We start from the raw sequence: 17,812 nt of genomic DNA on the forward strand, positions 1-17,812 counted from the left end.
AAATCAACAGACAAGTTTAACAGAGCATAAAAATAAAAAGCCTGCCACATGACGGGCAGACTATGATTCGTTTTTTCTCGCTGTTTTTGGTTTCAATTTTGACGCAAGCCAGAAACCGGCTGTTAGTGAAAAAGCATCAATGACGATAAGGACTAATGTATTTGTATAACCTTTATAGGCAGATCCTGCGATTAGGGCGACAGTCAAGATCAGGCCGATCATCCGATTGTAAGTGACCCGTGTGAACAGGAGAACTAATAACCCCGGCAAAATCAACGCCGATAAATATTCAATTACAATCAAAGGGTACACCTCATTTATTCTTGTTCTGTTAATTAATTCTAGAAATTAATCCAGAAAAATGCAACAAAAATAAATCCGGTTTGCATAGTACATCTTGATCTATTTCAAATCATTATAAATCTTGGATGCCAAAACCTTATTAGGATCTTGACTCAGCTCCCACATTACTGCGCCACCTAAGCCCATCGATTTGATAAAGGAAGTTTTATAGCCGATTGATTCCAGGTCATCATAGCTGACGAACTGTGAGCCATTAAATAGCCACGGCACTTTTGAATCGGTCTCCCAATAACGCATGAACCCATTTTTGTTAAGATAATTCGCCTCTATATTGGCGTAACTAATGGAAGACCCTCCACCTGAATAAGATTGGTATAAACCGTTATTGAAATTTGTTACCTGATTAAAGATTCTTCCGTATAGCGGCATGCCCATGACTATTTTATTGGCAGGCACACCGTTATTGATATAAAGTTGCACTGCATCCTGAACACTCCACTCGCCGGTAAATTTTGATTCAGGATCTCGGTACAACGGAGCATTCATACCGGTTAAGGTGTCCCATTCACCATGAAAATCATAGGTCATCAGATTCATATAATCGACATATTGCTGAAGTAAATTCAGCTCTGTATTTGCTGCAAAGCTCCTGCCTGCTCCTCCGGCGATCGTTACAATATATTTTTTCCCATCCACAGCGCTTTGGGCATCAAAGGTTTCTCTGATTTTCTTTATCAAAAGCGTAAAATTCTGTTTGTCCTCGGGGCGGTTCACATTGTCTGGTTCTCCCCCGGCAACCGGATACTCCCAGTCTATATCCACTCCATCAAAACCGTATTTTCTGATAAAGTCCAGACAACTTTGCGCAAAAATTGTTCTGGATTGGTCGGTCAAAGCTACATCCGAGAATTTTTCTGACCAAGTCCAGCCGCCAACAGAAATTAAAGTTTTTAAATTTGGATAGGACTGCTTCAATTTGGTTAATTGATAGAAGTTTCCTTTATAAGGCTGTGTGGTTGTATCTCCTGAAAATGGCTTTTCTATATCTGCCCATGAGTCCCCCAAAGCTATTTTTCCATCCGTAGAAATGTTAGCGAAGGCATAGTTTAAGTATGTTATTTGGGTTGCATCAATGTTTGCCACTTGAAAATTGGAATATGTTGACCAGCTTGTGTAATATCCAACCATCTTGTAGGCGCTCTGTACCGCACTTACGGTATTTTTTACAATGACAGTCCTTGAAACCTGTGCTATATGATTGGCAGTATCGTAAACTACGGCCTTTAATATTTGTTCTCCATCCGACACCCAGGGATTCGTGGCCCAACTTACACTATAGGGTGCGGAAGTCAGGGATTTGATTAAATAGCCGCCATTGCTGCTATAAAACTCCACCTTGCTAATTCCTTTATCATCGCTTGCACTGACTGATAAGGTAACGGTCCCACTAACGGTTTTTCCATCACTGGCAATCGGTGAAACCTGGATATTGCCAACCTGCGGCGCCAGATCCGTCACCACTTTGGAAGTGGTTACCTTTATAGTATTACTTGAAGAAGATATATTTCCACTTGCATCCCGTGCCTTAACAAAATAGCTGTAAGTGGTATTGGCCGTTAAATTATTAACCGTATATTGCGTGGATGTAGTCTTCCCTATTACTTTATTATTCTGGAAAACATCGTACCCAGTAACCCCCACATTGTCAGTCGAGCTCGTCCATGCCAAAGAAACACTTGAACTTGTGATCCCGGTTGTACGAAGATTTGTCGGTGCTGTTGGTGCTTTTCGATCTGACGTGGCTGCTTCCGTCACACTATATGTGGTGAAGTAGCTAACCAGCAAGAAAATAATAAAGAAGAACCTAAAGCCGTTATGCTTTTTCAAATGGTGGACATGTGGCTTCATCCCTTTAACCTGCCTCTCCTATTAAAATATTATGATAATTCTATTTTAATTGATGGTATGGCAGGGATATAGTGGTAAATACTAGTATTATCGGCATGATTCGTTTTGAGGACATAAAGCATTCATAGTCTCTTATTGCAATGTCTCTTTATTCATTTTAAAGTAGAGTTATAGTAAGGATATCGGGGGAGTAAAACCTATGCAAAGCAAGTTGAGTATTGGAGAAATGTCAAAGCTTAGACGCATAACCATCCATACATTACGGCATTACGATAAAATCGGCTTGTTGAAACCGAATTATATTGACCCCCATTCCGGCTATCGCTATTACTCCATTGAACAGTATGAAGTGCTCGGAACAATCAAGGAATTAAGGAATATTGGTTTTTCCCTAGAGGAAATTAAGCTATTTCTAACGAATCGGAACGTCGATCAATCGATTCAATTTCTACAGAAATCCATGAGCGATATTCAGAAAAAAATCAGGGAATTGCAAGATATTCATCATATTTTGAATACCCGATTAACCAATATTGAACAGTTTAAAAACAGCTATAAAGACACAGATATTGTCATTAAATACTTTGAAGAACGTGAATATATTCAGCTAGAAAAGCCAGTGGGTTGGAACGATTATGAAAGCCTCTATTTTGGATTTCTTGAGCTTGAAAATATGATTGAAGGAGCCATTCCAGTACTGGCCAGTAATAAATTTGGCGACATTATAAAAAAAGAGTACTTTGATGAATTTCGACAAACATCAGATATTCCCGATCAGCTTAGTTCCTATCAATCTCAATTATTCATATTGATTCAGGATGAAAATTCGCCGTACTCCACTCAAAAACTAGAAAAAGGATTATATATTTGTTCCTACCATACGGGCCTCGTATGGGAAAAAATGCTGATTCAGCTCAAAAAACTATTGGATTATTGTGATAAATATGGCTATGTTATTACCGGTAACGCCGTTCGAATTATGCAGGTTGATGTTTCTTTAACAGACCAATATGATGAAGCATATTATGAAATCCAGATTCCCATTCAAAAGAAAATCGTTTAGAAAACAGGCTACGGAATGTTCACCATTTCGTAGCTTTTTATGTTTTGAAACCGTTTACTCTAGCCTTACGCGAGACTTTATAATGACTCCTGTAAGTGACAAAAATATAGGGGGCATTATGATGGAAAGTATTCAAAGAAAACGGTGGCCACATTTTTTGATTGCTATTCTTGTACTGCTGTTACCATTGTTAAATGGCTGTACAAAAGATCAAGAAGTCTCAAAAAAGGCAACAACCCAATCGGATGAAGCAGCTACCCTGGTTCTGAAGAACGGTATGATCTACACAATGGAAGATCATCAGCCTACAGCTGAAGCCGTTGCCGCAAAGGATGGAAAGATTGTCTTTGTCGGCAGCACCAAAGAGGTAGAAAAGTATGTGGGAAAAAACACTAAAGTCATTGATTTAAAAGGAAAAATGGTTTCTCCAGGATTTATGGATGGTCACACACATATCCCGGGTTTATGGCTTACAAAACTATTCGAAGTAGATCTTTCAAATCTGAATAGTCATGAGGAATACATTAAAGCCGTCTCTGACTATAGGAAGAAGAATCCAAATGTTAACATTATTACAGGGCTAGGCTGGGTAAATGGCCCATATGAACAAAAAGATGGGACAAATCCCGGCCCGACGAAAGAGGATTTAGATGCGGTTGTTTCCGACATTCCTGTCATTCTCCTTTCTATTGACCATCATTCAGTTTGGGCAAACTCCAAGGCACTTGAAATGGCCAAGATAACCAAAGATTCCAAGGCTCCTAAAGGTGGCATGATTGAACATAATGCTGATGGCTCCCCTCGAGGTGTTTTACGTGAGGGCGCAATGGATTTAGTTGCAGACGTTCAGGCATTATTTAAACCTACCAAAGAGCAATATAAGGAAGCAATTTTAAAATATCAAGAGGAAATGCATAGTTTTGGGATGACTGGCATTATGACTTTTGAGGATAAAGAACATCTGATCGATATCTTGGGAGAGCTGGAACAAGAAGGGAAGTTGACCATGAGAGTTGCCGGGGCCTATTTTATTTACCCTGACAGCACTCCGGATGAAGCTGTTCAAAAAGTGAAGGCCGCCTCTCAAAAATATCATTCTGATTGGCTGCGAGCTAATACCATTAAATTATATGCAGATGGTGTGACAGAAGGAAAAACAGCACTATTCATTCAACCATACACAGAGAAAGCTGGAATGGGGCATAATCACCATGGAGAAATGCCTTGGGAAGTGAATGACTTCAATAAAATGGTTGCAGCAGTGGATAAAGCAGGAATTCAATTGCATATTCACGCAATCGGGGACGGAGCTGTTAACGCTGGACTAAACGCGATTGAAAATGCTGTTAAAACGAATGGGGAACGTGATTCACGCCATATCATTACCCATATTTCTTCCATTCAAGACAATGATATTCCGAGAATGAAAGCATTAAAAGTTATTGCCGCATTACAACCATTCTGGTTTTATAAGGACCAATACTACGGGTTGGAAAAAGCTATGGTCGGTGAAGATCGTGCGTTGGCGATGTACCCAGCAAGAAAAATTTGGGATGCCGGAGTGACGATATCCGGAAGCAGCGACTACCCGCCAACTCCTGACTACCGTCCGCTCAATTCAATCGAAACGGGTGTGACAAGAAACAGCCCATATCCGGAGGAGCAGGATCAGGACATGGTACGTAATGCATCTCAAGCTCTTACCGTTCAAGAAATGCTGCAGGCAGTTACAAAGAATGTGGCTTATCAAATGTTCCGTGAAAATGACCTGGGCACATTGAAGGTTGGAAAGAAAGCCGACATGGTTGTCCTTGGCCAGGATATTACTAAAATCAAGCCTAAGGATATCTCGGAAACACCTGTATACTATACAATCGTGGATGGAAAGATCGTATATAAAAAATAATTAATTTTTGGACCACCTGGCAATTATGTTAGCGGTCCAATTCAGGAGAAAACCAGTCTACGAAATGTTCACCATTTCGTAGATTTTTTCGTTTCGAGACTGTTTACTCTGGTGTTATACCAGACTTTATAATAATTCCTGCAAGCCACTAAATCTTTAGGGGGTTAAAATGATGATTAGTTTTCTAAGAAACCAGAAGTTATTAGTTTGGTTGGGCATTATAGTTCTGTTGCTTCCATTGCTAAATGGTTGTGCCAAGGAAAAAGAAGCCTCCCCAAAAAAACAAGCAGGAGGATCGGATGAATTAGCTACTCTTGTTTTAAAGAATGGTATTGTACACACGATGGAAGATGACCAGCCGACAGCGGAAGCAATTGCTGCCAAGGATGGAAAGATTATCTTTGTCGGCAGTACCAAAGATGTAGAAAACTATGTTGGAAAGGGTACCAAAGTCATTGATTTAAAAGGAAAGATGGTCTCACCAGGGTTGATGGACGGACATACCCATATCCCTGGTCTTTGGACAACCAAGTTGTTTGAAGTGGATCTGTCAGGCCTCAAAACTCATGAGGAATACGTGAAGGCGGTTGCTGACTTCCGAAAGAAACATCCTGATGTAAAAATTATTACAGGTACAGGCTGGAAAAACGGTCCCTATAAACAAGCAGATGGAACGAATCCTGGGCCCAAAAAGGAAGATTTGGACGCAATTGTTTCTGACATACCCGTCATTCTTTATTCTATCGATAATCACTCCGTATGGGTAAATTCCAAGACACTGGAAATGTCCAAAATTACCAAAGACACCCAGGCACCGAAAGGCGGTATGATTGAACACAACTCTGACGGCTCACCACGAGGTGTTCTGCGTGAAGGCGCAAGCAATTTGGTCGATCAAGTGCAAGCCTTATTTACGTTAACAAAAGATCAATATAAAGAAGCTATTTTGAAATATCAAGAGGAAATGCATAGCTTTGGAATGACTGGGATCATGACCTTTCAAAGAACTGACGACAAAATGATAGATATACTTGGAGAATTAGAAAAAGAAGGCAAGCTGTCGATGCGTGTCTCTGGCACCTATTTTATCGACCCGGGCAGCAATCCGGAAGCTGAAGTGGAAAAAATGAAAAAGGCACAGCAAAAGTACCACTCGAATTGGCTTCAGGTACATACTGTTAAACTATTTGCCGATGGAGTGACCGAAGGCAAAACTGCACTCTTCCTCGAACCATACACTGAAGGTGCTGGAATGGGCCGTGACTTCCATGGGGATTCAGTTTGGAAGATAGATCAATTTAATCAAATGGTATCTGCCATGGACAAAGCTGGAATCCAGGTTCATATTCATGCGATTGGTGACGGAGCGGTTAATATGAGTCTAAATGCCATTGAGAGCGCTGTTAAAGCAAATGGAGAACGTGATGCTCGTCATACGATTACCCATATTTCAGCAATCAAAGACAGCGACATCGCTCGAATGAAAGCTTTGAAAGTCATTGCTTCCTTACAACCATTCTGGTTCTATAAGGATCAATATTATCAATTGGAAAGTGCCATGATTGGCGAAGATCGCGCACTAGCCATGTACCCAGCCAGAAAGATTTGGGACGAGGGTGTGCTGATTTCCGGAAGCAGCGACTACCCACCAACTCCTGACTACCGTCCACTCAATTCAATCGAAACGGGTGTGACTAGAAACAGCCCATATCCGGAAGAACAGGATCAAGACATGGTACGTAATGCATCTCAAGCACTTACCGTTCAAGAAATGCTGCAGGCTGTCACAAAAAATGTTGCTTATCAGATTTTCCGTGAAAATGATCTGGGAACATTGAAAGTTGGCAAGAAAGCCGATATGGTCGTCCTTGATCAGGATATTACCAAAATCAATCCTAAGGATATTTCCGAAACACCTGTGGACTATACAATCGTTGATGGAAAGATCGTATATAAAAAGTAATTTATTTTAAGACCGCCGAACTATCTGTAAGCGGTCTTATTTTTTTATGAAAACGGTTTACTCTGGTGTTGGACAAGACCTTATAATAAGTCCATGCATCCTTGATACTTTCATAATGACCATTACAAGGAGGATTGAATAAATGGAAAAATCAAATTCACCAACACTAAAGCGCTCGCTTACGTTAAAGTATGTCGTCTTTTTCGGATTGGCCTTTATGGCGCCTAAAACGTTTTTCTCCACGTATGGAGTAGCCGTTCATAGCACAAACGGGATGATACCAACCGCTTATGCGATCGCTTTTGTTGTCATGCTTTTTACGGCTTATAGTTATGCACAGTTAGTCAAGGCTTTTCCAAATGCCGGGGCAGCGTATACTTTTACGCAGAAATCGATAAGTCCACATTTCGGATTTATTGTTGGTTGGACGATCATCCTTGACTATATTTTAAGTCCAATGATCAGTTCCCTAATCTTAGGAATTGCTCTGAAAGCCTATTTTCCTTCCATTCCAATGTTTGTATGGATCATATTATTCATAGTCACCGTTACAAGCGTCAACATCCTTGGCATAAAATTGGCAGCTAAACTAAATACTTACATGCTTCTTCTGCAAATTTTATTGTTTGCCATTTTCTTTATTTTGTCCATTAAAGGACTTCTTGCAGGAAAAGGGGCTGGAACATTAATGTCCATTGCTCCATTCTATGATACAAAAGTGAATATGCCTGCTCTTTTATCGGTAGTACCCATTCTTTGTTTTAGCTTTTTAGGCTTTGATGCTGTATCAACCCTATCCGAAGAAACGAAAGATCCTACCCGAACACTGCCAAAAGCCATTTATTTGATTATGGTGATTGGAGGTTTCTTATTTATAGCAGGTTCTTACTTTGCTCAACTCGTTTTTCCAGAATTTCAGTCTTTCAAAAATCCTGAATCTGCCTATTTAGAGATTGCAGTCTATATTGGCGGAAAAGCCTTCATGAGTTTTTTTATAGCTGTGGGACTGACCTCCACCTTTGCCTCAGCCGTAGCATCCGGAACGAGTGCCTCCCGGATTTTATATGCCATGGGAAGGGAAAATGTCCTGCCAAAAAAAGTCTTTGGTTATTTATCACCAAAGTTCAGCACACCTGTATTTAATATTTTAATAGTAGGAATAGTTTCGTTAAGTGCCCTATTTCTAAGTTTAACAGCAGCCGTATCACTCATTAGTTTTGGGGCGTTGTTCGCTTATTTCTTTGTCAATCTTTCGGTCACAGCCCATTATTTTTTCAGAGAGAAAAAGAGGTCAATAAAGGGAACAATTCAATATTTCATCATTCCACTTATCGGTGCAGGACTCATTGGTATATTTTTTATCGAGTTGGATATCCACTCACTCATACTCGGAGGAACTTGGTTGATCGTGGGATTTATCTACCTATTAAACTTAACAAAAATGTTCAGGCAGCCGCCGCCTGAGCTTGGTCTTGATGAAGCTTCATAAAAAAGGACTGGTCCATTGTAGGTAAAGAATGGATTGAATATTACGGATAAAAAGCCGTTCCTCAATTGAAGAACGGCTTTACTATCTTTCAGTCTCATGATTTTGCAGAAAAAAACGCATCCCTGATTTCGTCAAACTGAATTTCCCCAGTCGAGTGATAAAGCAGATCGGCCAGCACAAGTCTTTCCGCATTCCCAATGCCCACCGCAAACATCCCAGCAGCTTTGATGGCAGTGATTCCTGCTGCGGCATCCTCTATACCGATACAGTCAACCGGCTCAACGCTCAACTGTTCAGCCGCCCGCAAAAAAATCTCCGGATCCGGTTTCCCTTTTTGAATCAAAGCCGCATCAACGATGACGTCAAACTCTCCAGCTAGTTCCAAACGGCTGATAACAGTAAAGGCATTTTTGCTGACTGAAGCCAACCCCATCTTAATTCCATTCTGCTTAAGGTCAAAGATGAATTCCTTAATTCCCGGAAGAATATCTTGTGGTGTGATCGTTTCTATCAGTCTCCGGTAATAGTCATTTTTTCGATCGGCAAGCAATGTCTTTTCATCCGTGGTGAAATCATTCTGTTTCCCGCCTAGAACTAGAATTTTCTCAAGAGATTCCATCCGTGAAATCCCCTTCAGTTCCTCATTAAATCCTTTTGTAAAGGGTATTCCTAATTCCTTGCTGAGCGCCTCCCAGGCACGGTAATGATACTCAGCCGTATCGGTAATTACTCCATCCAAATCAAAGATTACTGCCTTCAATTGTGGAACCATCAATCCAGCCTCCCCATTTACATTTTCGTGTCTTCACACATGCTACGCTTTTCCTAAAAAGAAAAGGCTGTCCCAAAATGAAAGGGGACCAACCTTTTAGAGCAACCTGGTTGTCAAATTATTATCGAGGTTTCTTTTTCCAGCAAATACGGCTGATTGTATACAGTCAGAGATAAACCATCACCCTCCAATAGGTGAATAATCGTTTGCTCTGCTAATCTCTCAATCTGAATTTTGCGTCCCTGATATCGAATAGAGAAACGGTATCCGGACCATTTGTCAGGGATGATCGGAGACAAGGACAATCCTCTTTCATTTATCCTTAGGCCGGCAAAGCCAAAAACGATTGCCAGCCATGTCCCGCCCATGTTGGCCATATGCAGACCGTCCTTTGTATTGCCATGTGTATCTTCCAAATCCAATCGTGCCGTTTCGTTAAAATACTGGTAGGCCTTTTCGCCATTACCGAGTTTGGACGCCATAATACTAAAGATGCAGGTTGATAGGGACGAATCATGAGTGGTAATGTTTTCGTAGTAATGAAATGAATTTCGAATCGTTTCGACACTCTGCTCATCCTCCAACAAAAAGTGCGCCAGCACCGTATCCGCCTGTTTACAAACCTGATAGCGGTAAATGGTCAGTGGATGATAATGCAAAAGCAGCGGAAAATCTTCCTTTGGTGTGCCCGCTAAATCCCAAACAGCCTTTTGCAAGAATGTATCATCCTGAGGGTTGATCATTAGGGTTTCATCATACGGCAAATACATCGAATCGGCCGCTTTTTGCCAAGCTTCCATTTCCTCAGTTTTCAACCCAATTTTCCGAGATAAAGCTGATAGAGCTTCCTGATCCTGTGTTTCAAGTAATCGGAAGAACTTGGCCGCCCAAAGCAAATTATGTTTGGCCATGGCATTGGTGTAATAGTTATTGTTGACGATACACGTATATTCATCGGGGCCTGTAATGGCATCAATTTTAAAAGAGCTGCCGGAAAAATGACCAGTTTCCAGCCACAGCCTTGCTGTTTCAAACAGCACCTCTGCCCCGAAGTCCCTCATAAAGGCCAAGTCATTGGTGACAAGGTAATATTGAATAAAGCTATAGGCAATATCCGCGCTAATATGGTACTGCGCCGACCCAGACGGAAAATACGAAGAACATTCAGTGCCTGAAATCGTTCGCCATGGATATAATGCTCCTTTCCGATGTCCCATTTCTTTTGCATGATCTCTCGCCTGATCCAAAATGGAATATCGGTATAACAGTAGACTTTTCGCCATTTCTGGATGGGTCATTAAAAAGACGGGAAATATGTAGATTTCCGTATCCCAAAAGTAATGGCCCTCGTACCCTTCTCCGGACAATCCTTTAGCCGCAATGTTAGAAAAACGGTCCCGGCCAATCGATTGCAACAGGTGAAATAAATTAAAGCGAATTCCCTCCTGAATGGTGGAATCTCCCGTTATTACAATGTCTGCGTAATTCCAAAACTCTTCTAAATAAGCCGTTTGCCCCTGTAAAAAATGATCAAAGCTTTTTTCGTGCAGTTTTGTTTGCAGTGCAAATGAAGCAGCACGTAGATCTTCCCCGTGCCTCAAAGTATCTGTAAAAATCGCTTTTTTCTCAAACTCCGCTTTCCCTGTGAATTCAAAAATGAATTCCGTTTCGATAGAGGAAGCTTTAGCAAAATCCTTTCTTGAATAAGGGGAAGTCACACTATAAACGGCCGCACAAGCTGTTTTTAAGTGAGTATTGGTTGTTTCACACTCGACAAAGGAGATAGAATCTGATTGCTCTACTCGGGTAACGTTCAGGAGCTTTGCATGACCCGAAGCAACACGCGGATCACTCTTGTCCACATAGTTCTGAACATCGCCATTAATTGTTGAAACAACTCGCACCTGGCCCCTGTAATCAGCTGATTCTATTTCAATTCTTTGGATAAAGACCTCTTTTTCACAAAATGAAACAATTCTTTTAAAGATAAGGTTTATTCTTTTTCCCGAAGGAGAGCACCATTCGATGATTCTTTCTGAAAAACCTTGATCAAGATGGAGATGGCGTTCAAACGAATGGACTTCACCTTCATTAAGGCTGAACCTATCTTCTCCGAAGTAAATGGCAATTGTTTGGGCATCGATGATATTTAAAAGCTTTTGCTGACTTTCCGGAAAGGCATAGAGCTTCTCACCATATGAAATGGGAACAGAATCATGAAAGGCATTGATATAGCTGCCACGAATGGTTTTTTGACCAGGCAGAAGACCTTCTTCAAAATTTCCGCGGACTCCAAGATATCCATTTCCTGTAAAAAGTAAACTCTCATCAACTAATATTTGAGATTCTTCCGTACTGAAAGAACTAATTTTCCAAGACATGCTGTACACCTCTATGCTTTTGTAAGATTACTCTTTTACACCGCCGCTGGTAAGCCCGGAAACAATTTGCCGCTGAAAGAAAAGGACAATAATCAGTGTTGGGACGGTGACGATTGCTGTTGCCGCAGACACTTGGCCCCAAAGGATCTCAAATTGCGTCCGTAAAAATGAAATGGCCACCGGTACTGTGTGATACTCGGCGTTTGGATTTAAGGTGATGGTCAAAAGAAATTCATTCCAGGAGGCGATAAACGTAATGATGGCAGTCGTAAAAACACCGGGTGCTGCCAGTGGAAAGATGATTTTATATAAGGTTTGGAAAGTGGTCGCCCCGTCCATTTTCGCGGATTCTTCAAGAGCTGCCGGAATTTGATTGAAATGGGTGACTAAAATCCAAACCGCCATAGGCAGCGTAATGGTCGAATACGGTAGCACAACTGCATATGAATTCAAGAGTTTGAAATGTAAAAATAAATTATAAACAGGACCGGTAATAATCATTTGCGGGAACATCGATACTGCAAGGATCAAGCCCAGTAGAATGTTTTTCCCTTTAAATTGGAACCGGGATATGGCATAGGCTGAAAAGGTAGCGACCACTATGATATAAACGGTGGTGGTTGTCGCCACAATCAGGCTATTTTTAATCGAGTTTAAAATGTTTTTTTCAAATAAAATCGTTATATAGTTTTGGATGGTCGGATGTTCGGGGACGACACGGAATGCCCCTGTTCCAAATATTTCACCTGATGTTTTAAAGGAGGTGATAAAGACCCAGAAAAATGGGAATACCATCGCAAACAAATACAGGACTACAATGATCCCAAAGGTAATCCATAGCTTTCTTTTCGATGCCTGCATATGAGCCCCTCCTTAATTTCTCTCCATTAGGTTAGCACCCAGAAATTTTACAAAAATGATAGCAATAATTGCGACACAAACAAACATAAGCATCACAATAACGGAACCATAGCCGAAATTGGTCTGCCCGAACATAACCTTGTAGGCATAAATGGACATGGTTTCGGTTTCGCCGCCGGGACCTCCCCCTGTTAATACATAAATAAGGTCAAATACCCGGAAGGCATCCAAAGTCCGGAATAACAAGGCGACAAGGATGGATGGTTTCAACAAAGGCAGGGTCACTTTAAAAAATGCTTGAATTTTGGTGGCCCCATCGATCGATGATGCTTCATATAAATCCTTTGAAATATTCTGCAATCCAGCTAAAAGTAATAATGCCATGTAAGGCGTTGTTTTCCATACATCGGCCAAAATAGTCGAAATCATCGCACCCGTTCCGCTCAAGAGCAAATCTTGGGATTTATCTACGAGACCAATCATTTCAAAAAAATGAGCGATTATCCCACTGCTTCCATTAAAAAGATAGCTCCACATCAATGCCGCAACGGCGGTCGGGATGGCCCAGGGAATTAAGGAGGTAGTCCGAATCAGACCTTGGCCAAAAATGGTTTTATTCAATATGAGTGCAAGACCAAGTCCAAGCACGAGTTCAATAAACACGGATACAATCGTAAATAGGGCGGTATTCCTTAATGCAATGCCAATCCGCTCATCGCTTAAAACGTGTTTATAGCCTTTTAAGCCTATGAAATTGGATGGAATGATACTATTTTGCAAGTCGTCTACCAACGGAGGCAGATCATCCTTGTGGATCAGCGTATACTTCTGATTAAGGGAGGTTATTAAGGACTTTGCATGCTTGTGCAATCGTTCAATCTTCGTCCTTTCCTGCTTACTAATCTTGATGACACCCTTTTGGTTTTTATATTTATGGTCGGCAGTGGACAGTTCTTTCGTTATGTCGGCAACCCGGTCTTGATCCTGTGCATCCTTAATGTTCGGCAGGTCTTCTTCCAGGAACATCGCAATATACATTTGTGTTTCATTGAATAGGGAAGCATTAAATCTTTCACTAAGGTACAATCCGGACTTTTGCTGGTCGTTCAGGCGATAATCAAAAAAGGTATAGGTGAATGACTGCAAAACCGGCCAAACAGAGAAAATTCCAATGAGCAATAGTGTAGGAACGATAAACAGCCATTCCTTGAAACCCATTTTCCGCATTGTTTCACCTCTTTACAGTTACATATTCTGATAGAAAAGGGAGGCCTTCCATAAGTCAGCCTCCCCTATTATTCAAGTTAGATTGGATCGTTTATTGTCCTTTAGAAGCGTCTTCAATTGCCTTAACCGCTTCATCAAGACCTGTTCCGGAGCTTAAATATTTATGTGCGGAAACTTGAATGGTGTCTGAAGTCTTTGAGTATTCAGGTGAAACCGGTCTTGCAATCGTTGCAGATAATGCTTTTTGGAAGCCTGGATAGCTTAACATGACATTGGCATTTTTAACGTCTTCATCGTTGAGCAGTGAGTTAAAGCCAGGCAAATATCCGCCTTCTGTAGACATGATTTTTTGCCCTTCTTTACCTGCAGTAAATTTGACGAATTCCCATGCACCGTCAAGGTGTTTCGAATTTTTATTCATTCCAAGCAGCCAGCCACCTACTGATCCACCATTAGGAAGCGGAGCAATACCAACTTGGTCAACGGTTACAGTTACACCGTCCTCTTTTCCTTTAATTCGCCCAAAGGCATATGGCCAGTTGCGGGCAAATACTGCATTGCCTTGTTCAAAGTTGGTATGAGTTTCTCCTTCCATGAAGTTAAGGAGATCCTTCGGTTCGAAAGGTGCTTGTGTGAATTTATACATCGTTTCAAGTCCGCCTTTAACATCCTGGTACGATTTGGAGAACTCGGTAACGTTTACGGTCAACCCTTCATATTGCTTAGATTGATAGACAAAGCCGTATTTGGTATTGTTTTTGCCAGTATAGGTTTTCGCCATGTTATATAAGTCATCGTAAGTATAGTTGCCACTTTCCAGTTTGGCGGCATCTTCTTGACTGACAATGTCCTTACGGAAATAAAGTAATCCAAGATCCGGGAAGAATGGAAGTGTGTATTGTTTGCCTTTATAATTTCCGGATGTCATCGATCCTGAGTTAAAATCCGTCTTTTTGAGACCTTCTTTGTTCATTTGTATATCAATTGGATCCAAATATCCGGCACCGGCAAATTCTCCTGCCCAAACAACGTCCATTGAAATAACATCATAATCGGAGGAACCGCTTGATAATGAATTCAGAAGCTGGTCATGCATTTGTGCGGAGTCGTTTGTCATTTGCGTCCATTCCACTTTGTACTTGTCCTGCTTTTGATTGAACGCCTTAATTAATTTCTTGGTAGCAGGTGTGTTGTCTGCCTGAGCCGCAAATTTTAAAACAATGGGACTGGAACTGGATTTTTTGTCATCTGCAGGCTTTGACTTATCACCGCTGGTATTGCTGCTGCACCCTGTAAGTGCAATGCTCGCGGCAAATGAAAACGCTAACATTTTTGTAATCCATTTTCTTTTTGACATTTATTTTTGAGCCCCCTTTTTGGTTTATACTTGAATTTTAACGAGTCAAAAACTACAATTATATTAAAAATATGACATTTATAACAATTTTTTAAGGTGAAAATGGATGCAGATCAATAATCGGAATATTAAGCTCTTTTTCGAAAACCGTGCAAATAATAATCTCAATCTCTACTATCACCCCTCTTTTGCTTTGGAACAGCAATTAATGGACTCAATAATCCGTTGTGACCAAAACGGAGCAAAGGAAGTATTGGACCAGATTAATAGTTTGGATCGAGCGACACTGGCTTCTGACCCCATCCGCTCTTTAAAAAATTCTCTTATTTGCTCCTGCACCTTATTTACCCGTGCCGCCATCCATGGAGGTGTAATGCCAGAGGACGCTTTTAACTTAAGCGATGTGATGATTCGGCAAATTGAAAAGAAGGAAACCATTCGTGATTTAACAGACCTAGAGTATGAAATGGTAACTTGCTTTATTGAAACATTAAAAGCGACTGAAAAATTGGAATATAATCCATTGGTTAATAAAGCCATTACTTATATTTATCGAGAAATTTCGAACAATAAATTATCCCTTGAAAAAATAGCTGAATTTACCGGAGTCCATCCGGGCTACCTTTCTAAAATCTTTAAAGAATCAGTAGGGATGATTATTCCCGAATTCATCAACCGCAAGAAAATTGAGGATTCCAAATATTTTCTCCTTCATACAAAATCACAGCTAAGCGAGATTGCCCAAATGCTTGGATATTGCAATCAAAGCTATTACACGTTATTATTCAAAAAATACGTTGGGATGACACCCAGACAGTACAAAGACAGCTTTTTAACAAAAGCGCAAAATTCGGCGAAAAAATAAAAAATGCAAGCCCGGATTGAAGTACATTATTAACAGCACAAAAAAGCAGCCTGGTTCCATTTATTTTTGGAACTAGGCTGCTTTATGTTTTTGAATTAGATTAATTACATGTCCCATGCGGACTAGGACAACCGTTAGCCGCTTTTTCCACTTGGATTGTGCTATGTTCGATATCAAAGTCATCATGCAGAATTTTTTGAGATTGGGCTAGGACCTCGTCATGGATGCCTTCATCATAAATGGTGATATGGCAACTGAGGACCGGGTAGCCTGACGTAATCGTCCAAATATGCAAATCATGGACTTCCTTTACAAAAGGCACTTTTCCTAATGCCGTTTTTACCTGGCTCATATCAATAGTTGTCGGCGCACCCTCCATCAGAATATGGAATGAGTCTTTCGCGACTCGATATCCGCTAATCAGGATTAAGACAGCGACAATCACACTGGCAATCGGATCGGCAATCCCCCAGCCAAAAAACATGATCAACAGCGCGGCAACGATGGCCCCGACAGAACCAAGCATATCACCAAGTACATGTAGGAAGGCACTGCGAACATTTAGGTTTTCTTCCTTATCTCCTTGCATTAAAATCCAAGCAGCTATGATATTCACGACCAAGCCGGTCACGGAGATCCAAAGCATACCTTTACTTTGAATCTCCGGAGGGTTGAAAAAGCGACCGATAGCTTCATAAAAAATATAAATGGAAATTATAATCAAGGTCAGCCCATTAAGAGCGGCTGCAATAATTTCAAACCGCTTATAGCCGTAGGTTTTTTCTTGTGAAACCTGCTTTTCTCCGAGTCTAATCGCAAAAAAGCTCAATCCTAAAGCTGCGGCGTCACTTAGCATATGTCCAGCGTCAGAAAGCAGTGCCAAACTATTTGTGATTAATCCGCCAACCACTTCAACAATCATAAAAGCAGCTATTAGGATGAAAGAACTTAATAATGCTTTCTTATTGCTTGTATGTGAATGGCCATGTGAGTGGCCGTGTGAATGTCCATGATGGTGATGATGGTGACCCATGTTTATCCCCCCTAAAGCCTTTTAATTAAGACTCCTTTTCTCTTTTATTATACTTCTAGCTTTTTCCAATCCTTATTTTTCGATACATTCCGCCAAACAGAACGGGGCGATCCTCCAAAATGCATAAACCTTCACTGCCCGCGAAAATCTTATCAAAAGAAAGCCCTATATCCGTACCCAACACTTTAATAATCGGCCTGAAAAGCGCATTTAACCATGAGGGCTTTGCCGCAAACTTATCAAAAATCAGAATCTGACCACCAGATTGACACACCCGGCTCATTTCCGAAAACGCCTTATTGGTGCCAGGCACCACCGATAGCACTAAGCTAGCAACGACATAATCGAAGCTCCCGTCCGGGAATTTAAGGGCTTGGGCGTCCATTTGCTGAAAATCAATTTCTCCGGCTGGAAATTTGTTTTTTGCCTGCTGCAGCATGTCTGCAGAATAATCAATAGCTGTTATATTTAACAGTTTAACTGGAATCTGTTCAAGGTCGGCCCCGGTACCGACCCCGACAAATAAGATCTTGTCGCCTTTTTTGAATGGGATCTCTCTAAACACTTCTCGCCGTGCCCTGAGGAACGGGCCTTTGTTGAAAAATGTATCATAGATGGGCGACCAAAGCCGGTAGATCCAGCGGTTCCAATGGTTATTCATTGGATACACCCCCATATTCTAAG

Annotated in this window: 14 protein-coding genes; 5 read left to right on the forward strand and 9 right to left on the reverse strand. The window is 41.0% G+C overall.

Annotation, left to right across the window (positions count from 1 at the left end; genetic code table 11):
* Positions 1-60: 60 nt before the first annotated feature.
* Together V7083_RS09145 and V7083_RS09150 are read right to left on the reverse strand one after the other, a co-directional pair.
* Positions 61-300 carry a DUF2198 family protein gene (locus tag V7083_RS09145; RefSeq protein ID WP_335477252.1) on the reverse strand — a complete coding sequence of 80 codons (240 nt, stop codon included), beginning with the start codon at positions 298-300 and terminating at the stop codon, positions 61-63.
* 102 nt (positions 301-402) lie between these two features.
* Complete coding sequence (locus V7083_RS09150; protein ID WP_335477213.1) at positions 403-2,211, reverse strand: glycosyl hydrolase family 18 protein; 1,809 nt, start codon at positions 2,209-2,211, stop codon at positions 403-405.
* 199 nt (positions 2,212-2,410) lie between these two features.
* Here V7083_RS09150 and V7083_RS09155 point away from each other — a divergent pair, with 199 nt between their 5' ends.
* The 4 genes from V7083_RS09155 to V7083_RS09170 all read left to right on the forward strand — a co-directional run bounded on the left by V7083_RS09155 (position 2,411) and on the right by V7083_RS09170 (position 8,632).
* Positions 2,411-3,274 (forward strand): MerR family transcriptional regulator, encoded by an 864-nt coding sequence (locus V7083_RS09155; protein WP_335477214.1) that lies wholly within the window; start codon positions 2,411-2,413, stop codon positions 3,272-3,274.
* A gap of 121 nt (positions 3,275-3,395) precedes the next feature.
* Positions 3,396-5,180: an amidohydrolase gene (locus V7083_RS09160; RefSeq protein WP_335477215.1), complete on the forward strand. Its 1,785-nt coding sequence runs from the start codon at positions 3,396-3,398 to the stop codon at positions 5,178-5,180.
* Between the two features lie 172 nt (positions 5,181-5,352).
* Complete coding sequence (locus V7083_RS09165) at positions 5,353-7,143, forward strand: amidohydrolase (RefSeq protein ID WP_335477216.1); 1,791 nt, start codon at positions 5,353-5,355, stop codon at positions 7,141-7,143.
* Between the two features lie 142 nt (positions 7,144-7,285).
* Positions 7,286-8,632: an APC family permease gene (locus tag V7083_RS09170; protein WP_335477217.1), complete on the forward strand. Its 1,347-nt coding sequence runs from the start codon at positions 7,286-7,288 to the stop codon at positions 8,630-8,632.
* A 94-nt stretch (positions 8,633-8,726) separates the two neighbouring features.
* Here V7083_RS09170 and pgmB read toward each other — a convergent pair whose 3' ends face one another.
* From pgmB to V7083_RS09195, 5 genes are all read right to left on the reverse strand, one after another.
* Positions 8,727-9,404: a beta-phosphoglucomutase gene (pgmB, locus tag V7083_RS09175; RefSeq protein ID WP_335477218.1), complete on the reverse strand. Its 678-nt coding sequence runs from the start codon at positions 9,402-9,404 to the stop codon at positions 8,727-8,729.
* 113 nt (positions 9,405-9,517) lie between these two features.
* A complete protein-coding gene (locus V7083_RS09180; protein WP_335477219.1) occupies positions 9,518-11,785 on the reverse strand; it encodes a glycoside hydrolase family 65 protein in 2,268 nt (755 codons plus the stop codon).
* A gap of 27 nt (positions 11,786-11,812) precedes the next feature.
* A complete protein-coding gene (locus V7083_RS09185; RefSeq protein WP_335477220.1) occupies positions 11,813-12,646 on the reverse strand; it encodes a carbohydrate ABC transporter permease in 834 nt (277 codons plus the stop codon).
* A 12-nt stretch (positions 12,647-12,658) separates the two neighbouring features.
* Positions 12,659-13,873 (reverse strand): carbohydrate ABC transporter permease, encoded by a 1,215-nt coding sequence (locus tag V7083_RS09190; RefSeq protein ID WP_335477221.1) that lies wholly within the window; start codon positions 13,871-13,873, stop codon positions 12,659-12,661.
* Positions 13,874-13,964: 91 nt separating this feature from the next.
* Entirely contained in the window at positions 13,965-15,230 is a 1,266-nt protein-coding gene (locus V7083_RS09195; protein ID WP_335477222.1) for an extracellular solute-binding protein, read from the reverse strand.
* A 106-nt stretch (positions 15,231-15,336) separates the two neighbouring features.
* Between V7083_RS09195 and V7083_RS09200 the strand changes: the two genes are divergently transcribed.
* Complete coding sequence (locus V7083_RS09200) at positions 15,337-16,095, forward strand: helix-turn-helix domain-containing protein (RefSeq protein WP_335477223.1); 759 nt, start codon at positions 15,337-15,339, stop codon at positions 16,093-16,095.
* Between the two features lie 100 nt (positions 16,096-16,195).
* Here V7083_RS09200 and V7083_RS09205 read toward each other — a convergent pair whose 3' ends face one another.
* Entirely contained in the window at positions 16,196-17,128 is a 933-nt protein-coding gene (locus V7083_RS09205; RefSeq protein WP_335477224.1) for a cation diffusion facilitator family transporter, read from the reverse strand.
* A 55-nt stretch (positions 17,129-17,183) separates the two neighbouring features.
* Positions 17,184-17,789, reverse strand: a complete 606-nt coding sequence (locus tag V7083_RS09210) for a class I SAM-dependent methyltransferase (RefSeq protein ID WP_335477225.1) — start codon at positions 17,787-17,789, stop codon at positions 17,184-17,186.
* Between the last annotated feature and the right edge of the window lie 23 nt (positions 17,790-17,812).

Origin of the sequence: Bacillus sp. JJ1764, assembly GCF_036962145.1 — a bacterium.
GTDB lineage: Bacteria > Bacillota > Bacilli > Bacillales > Cytobacillaceae > Neobacillus.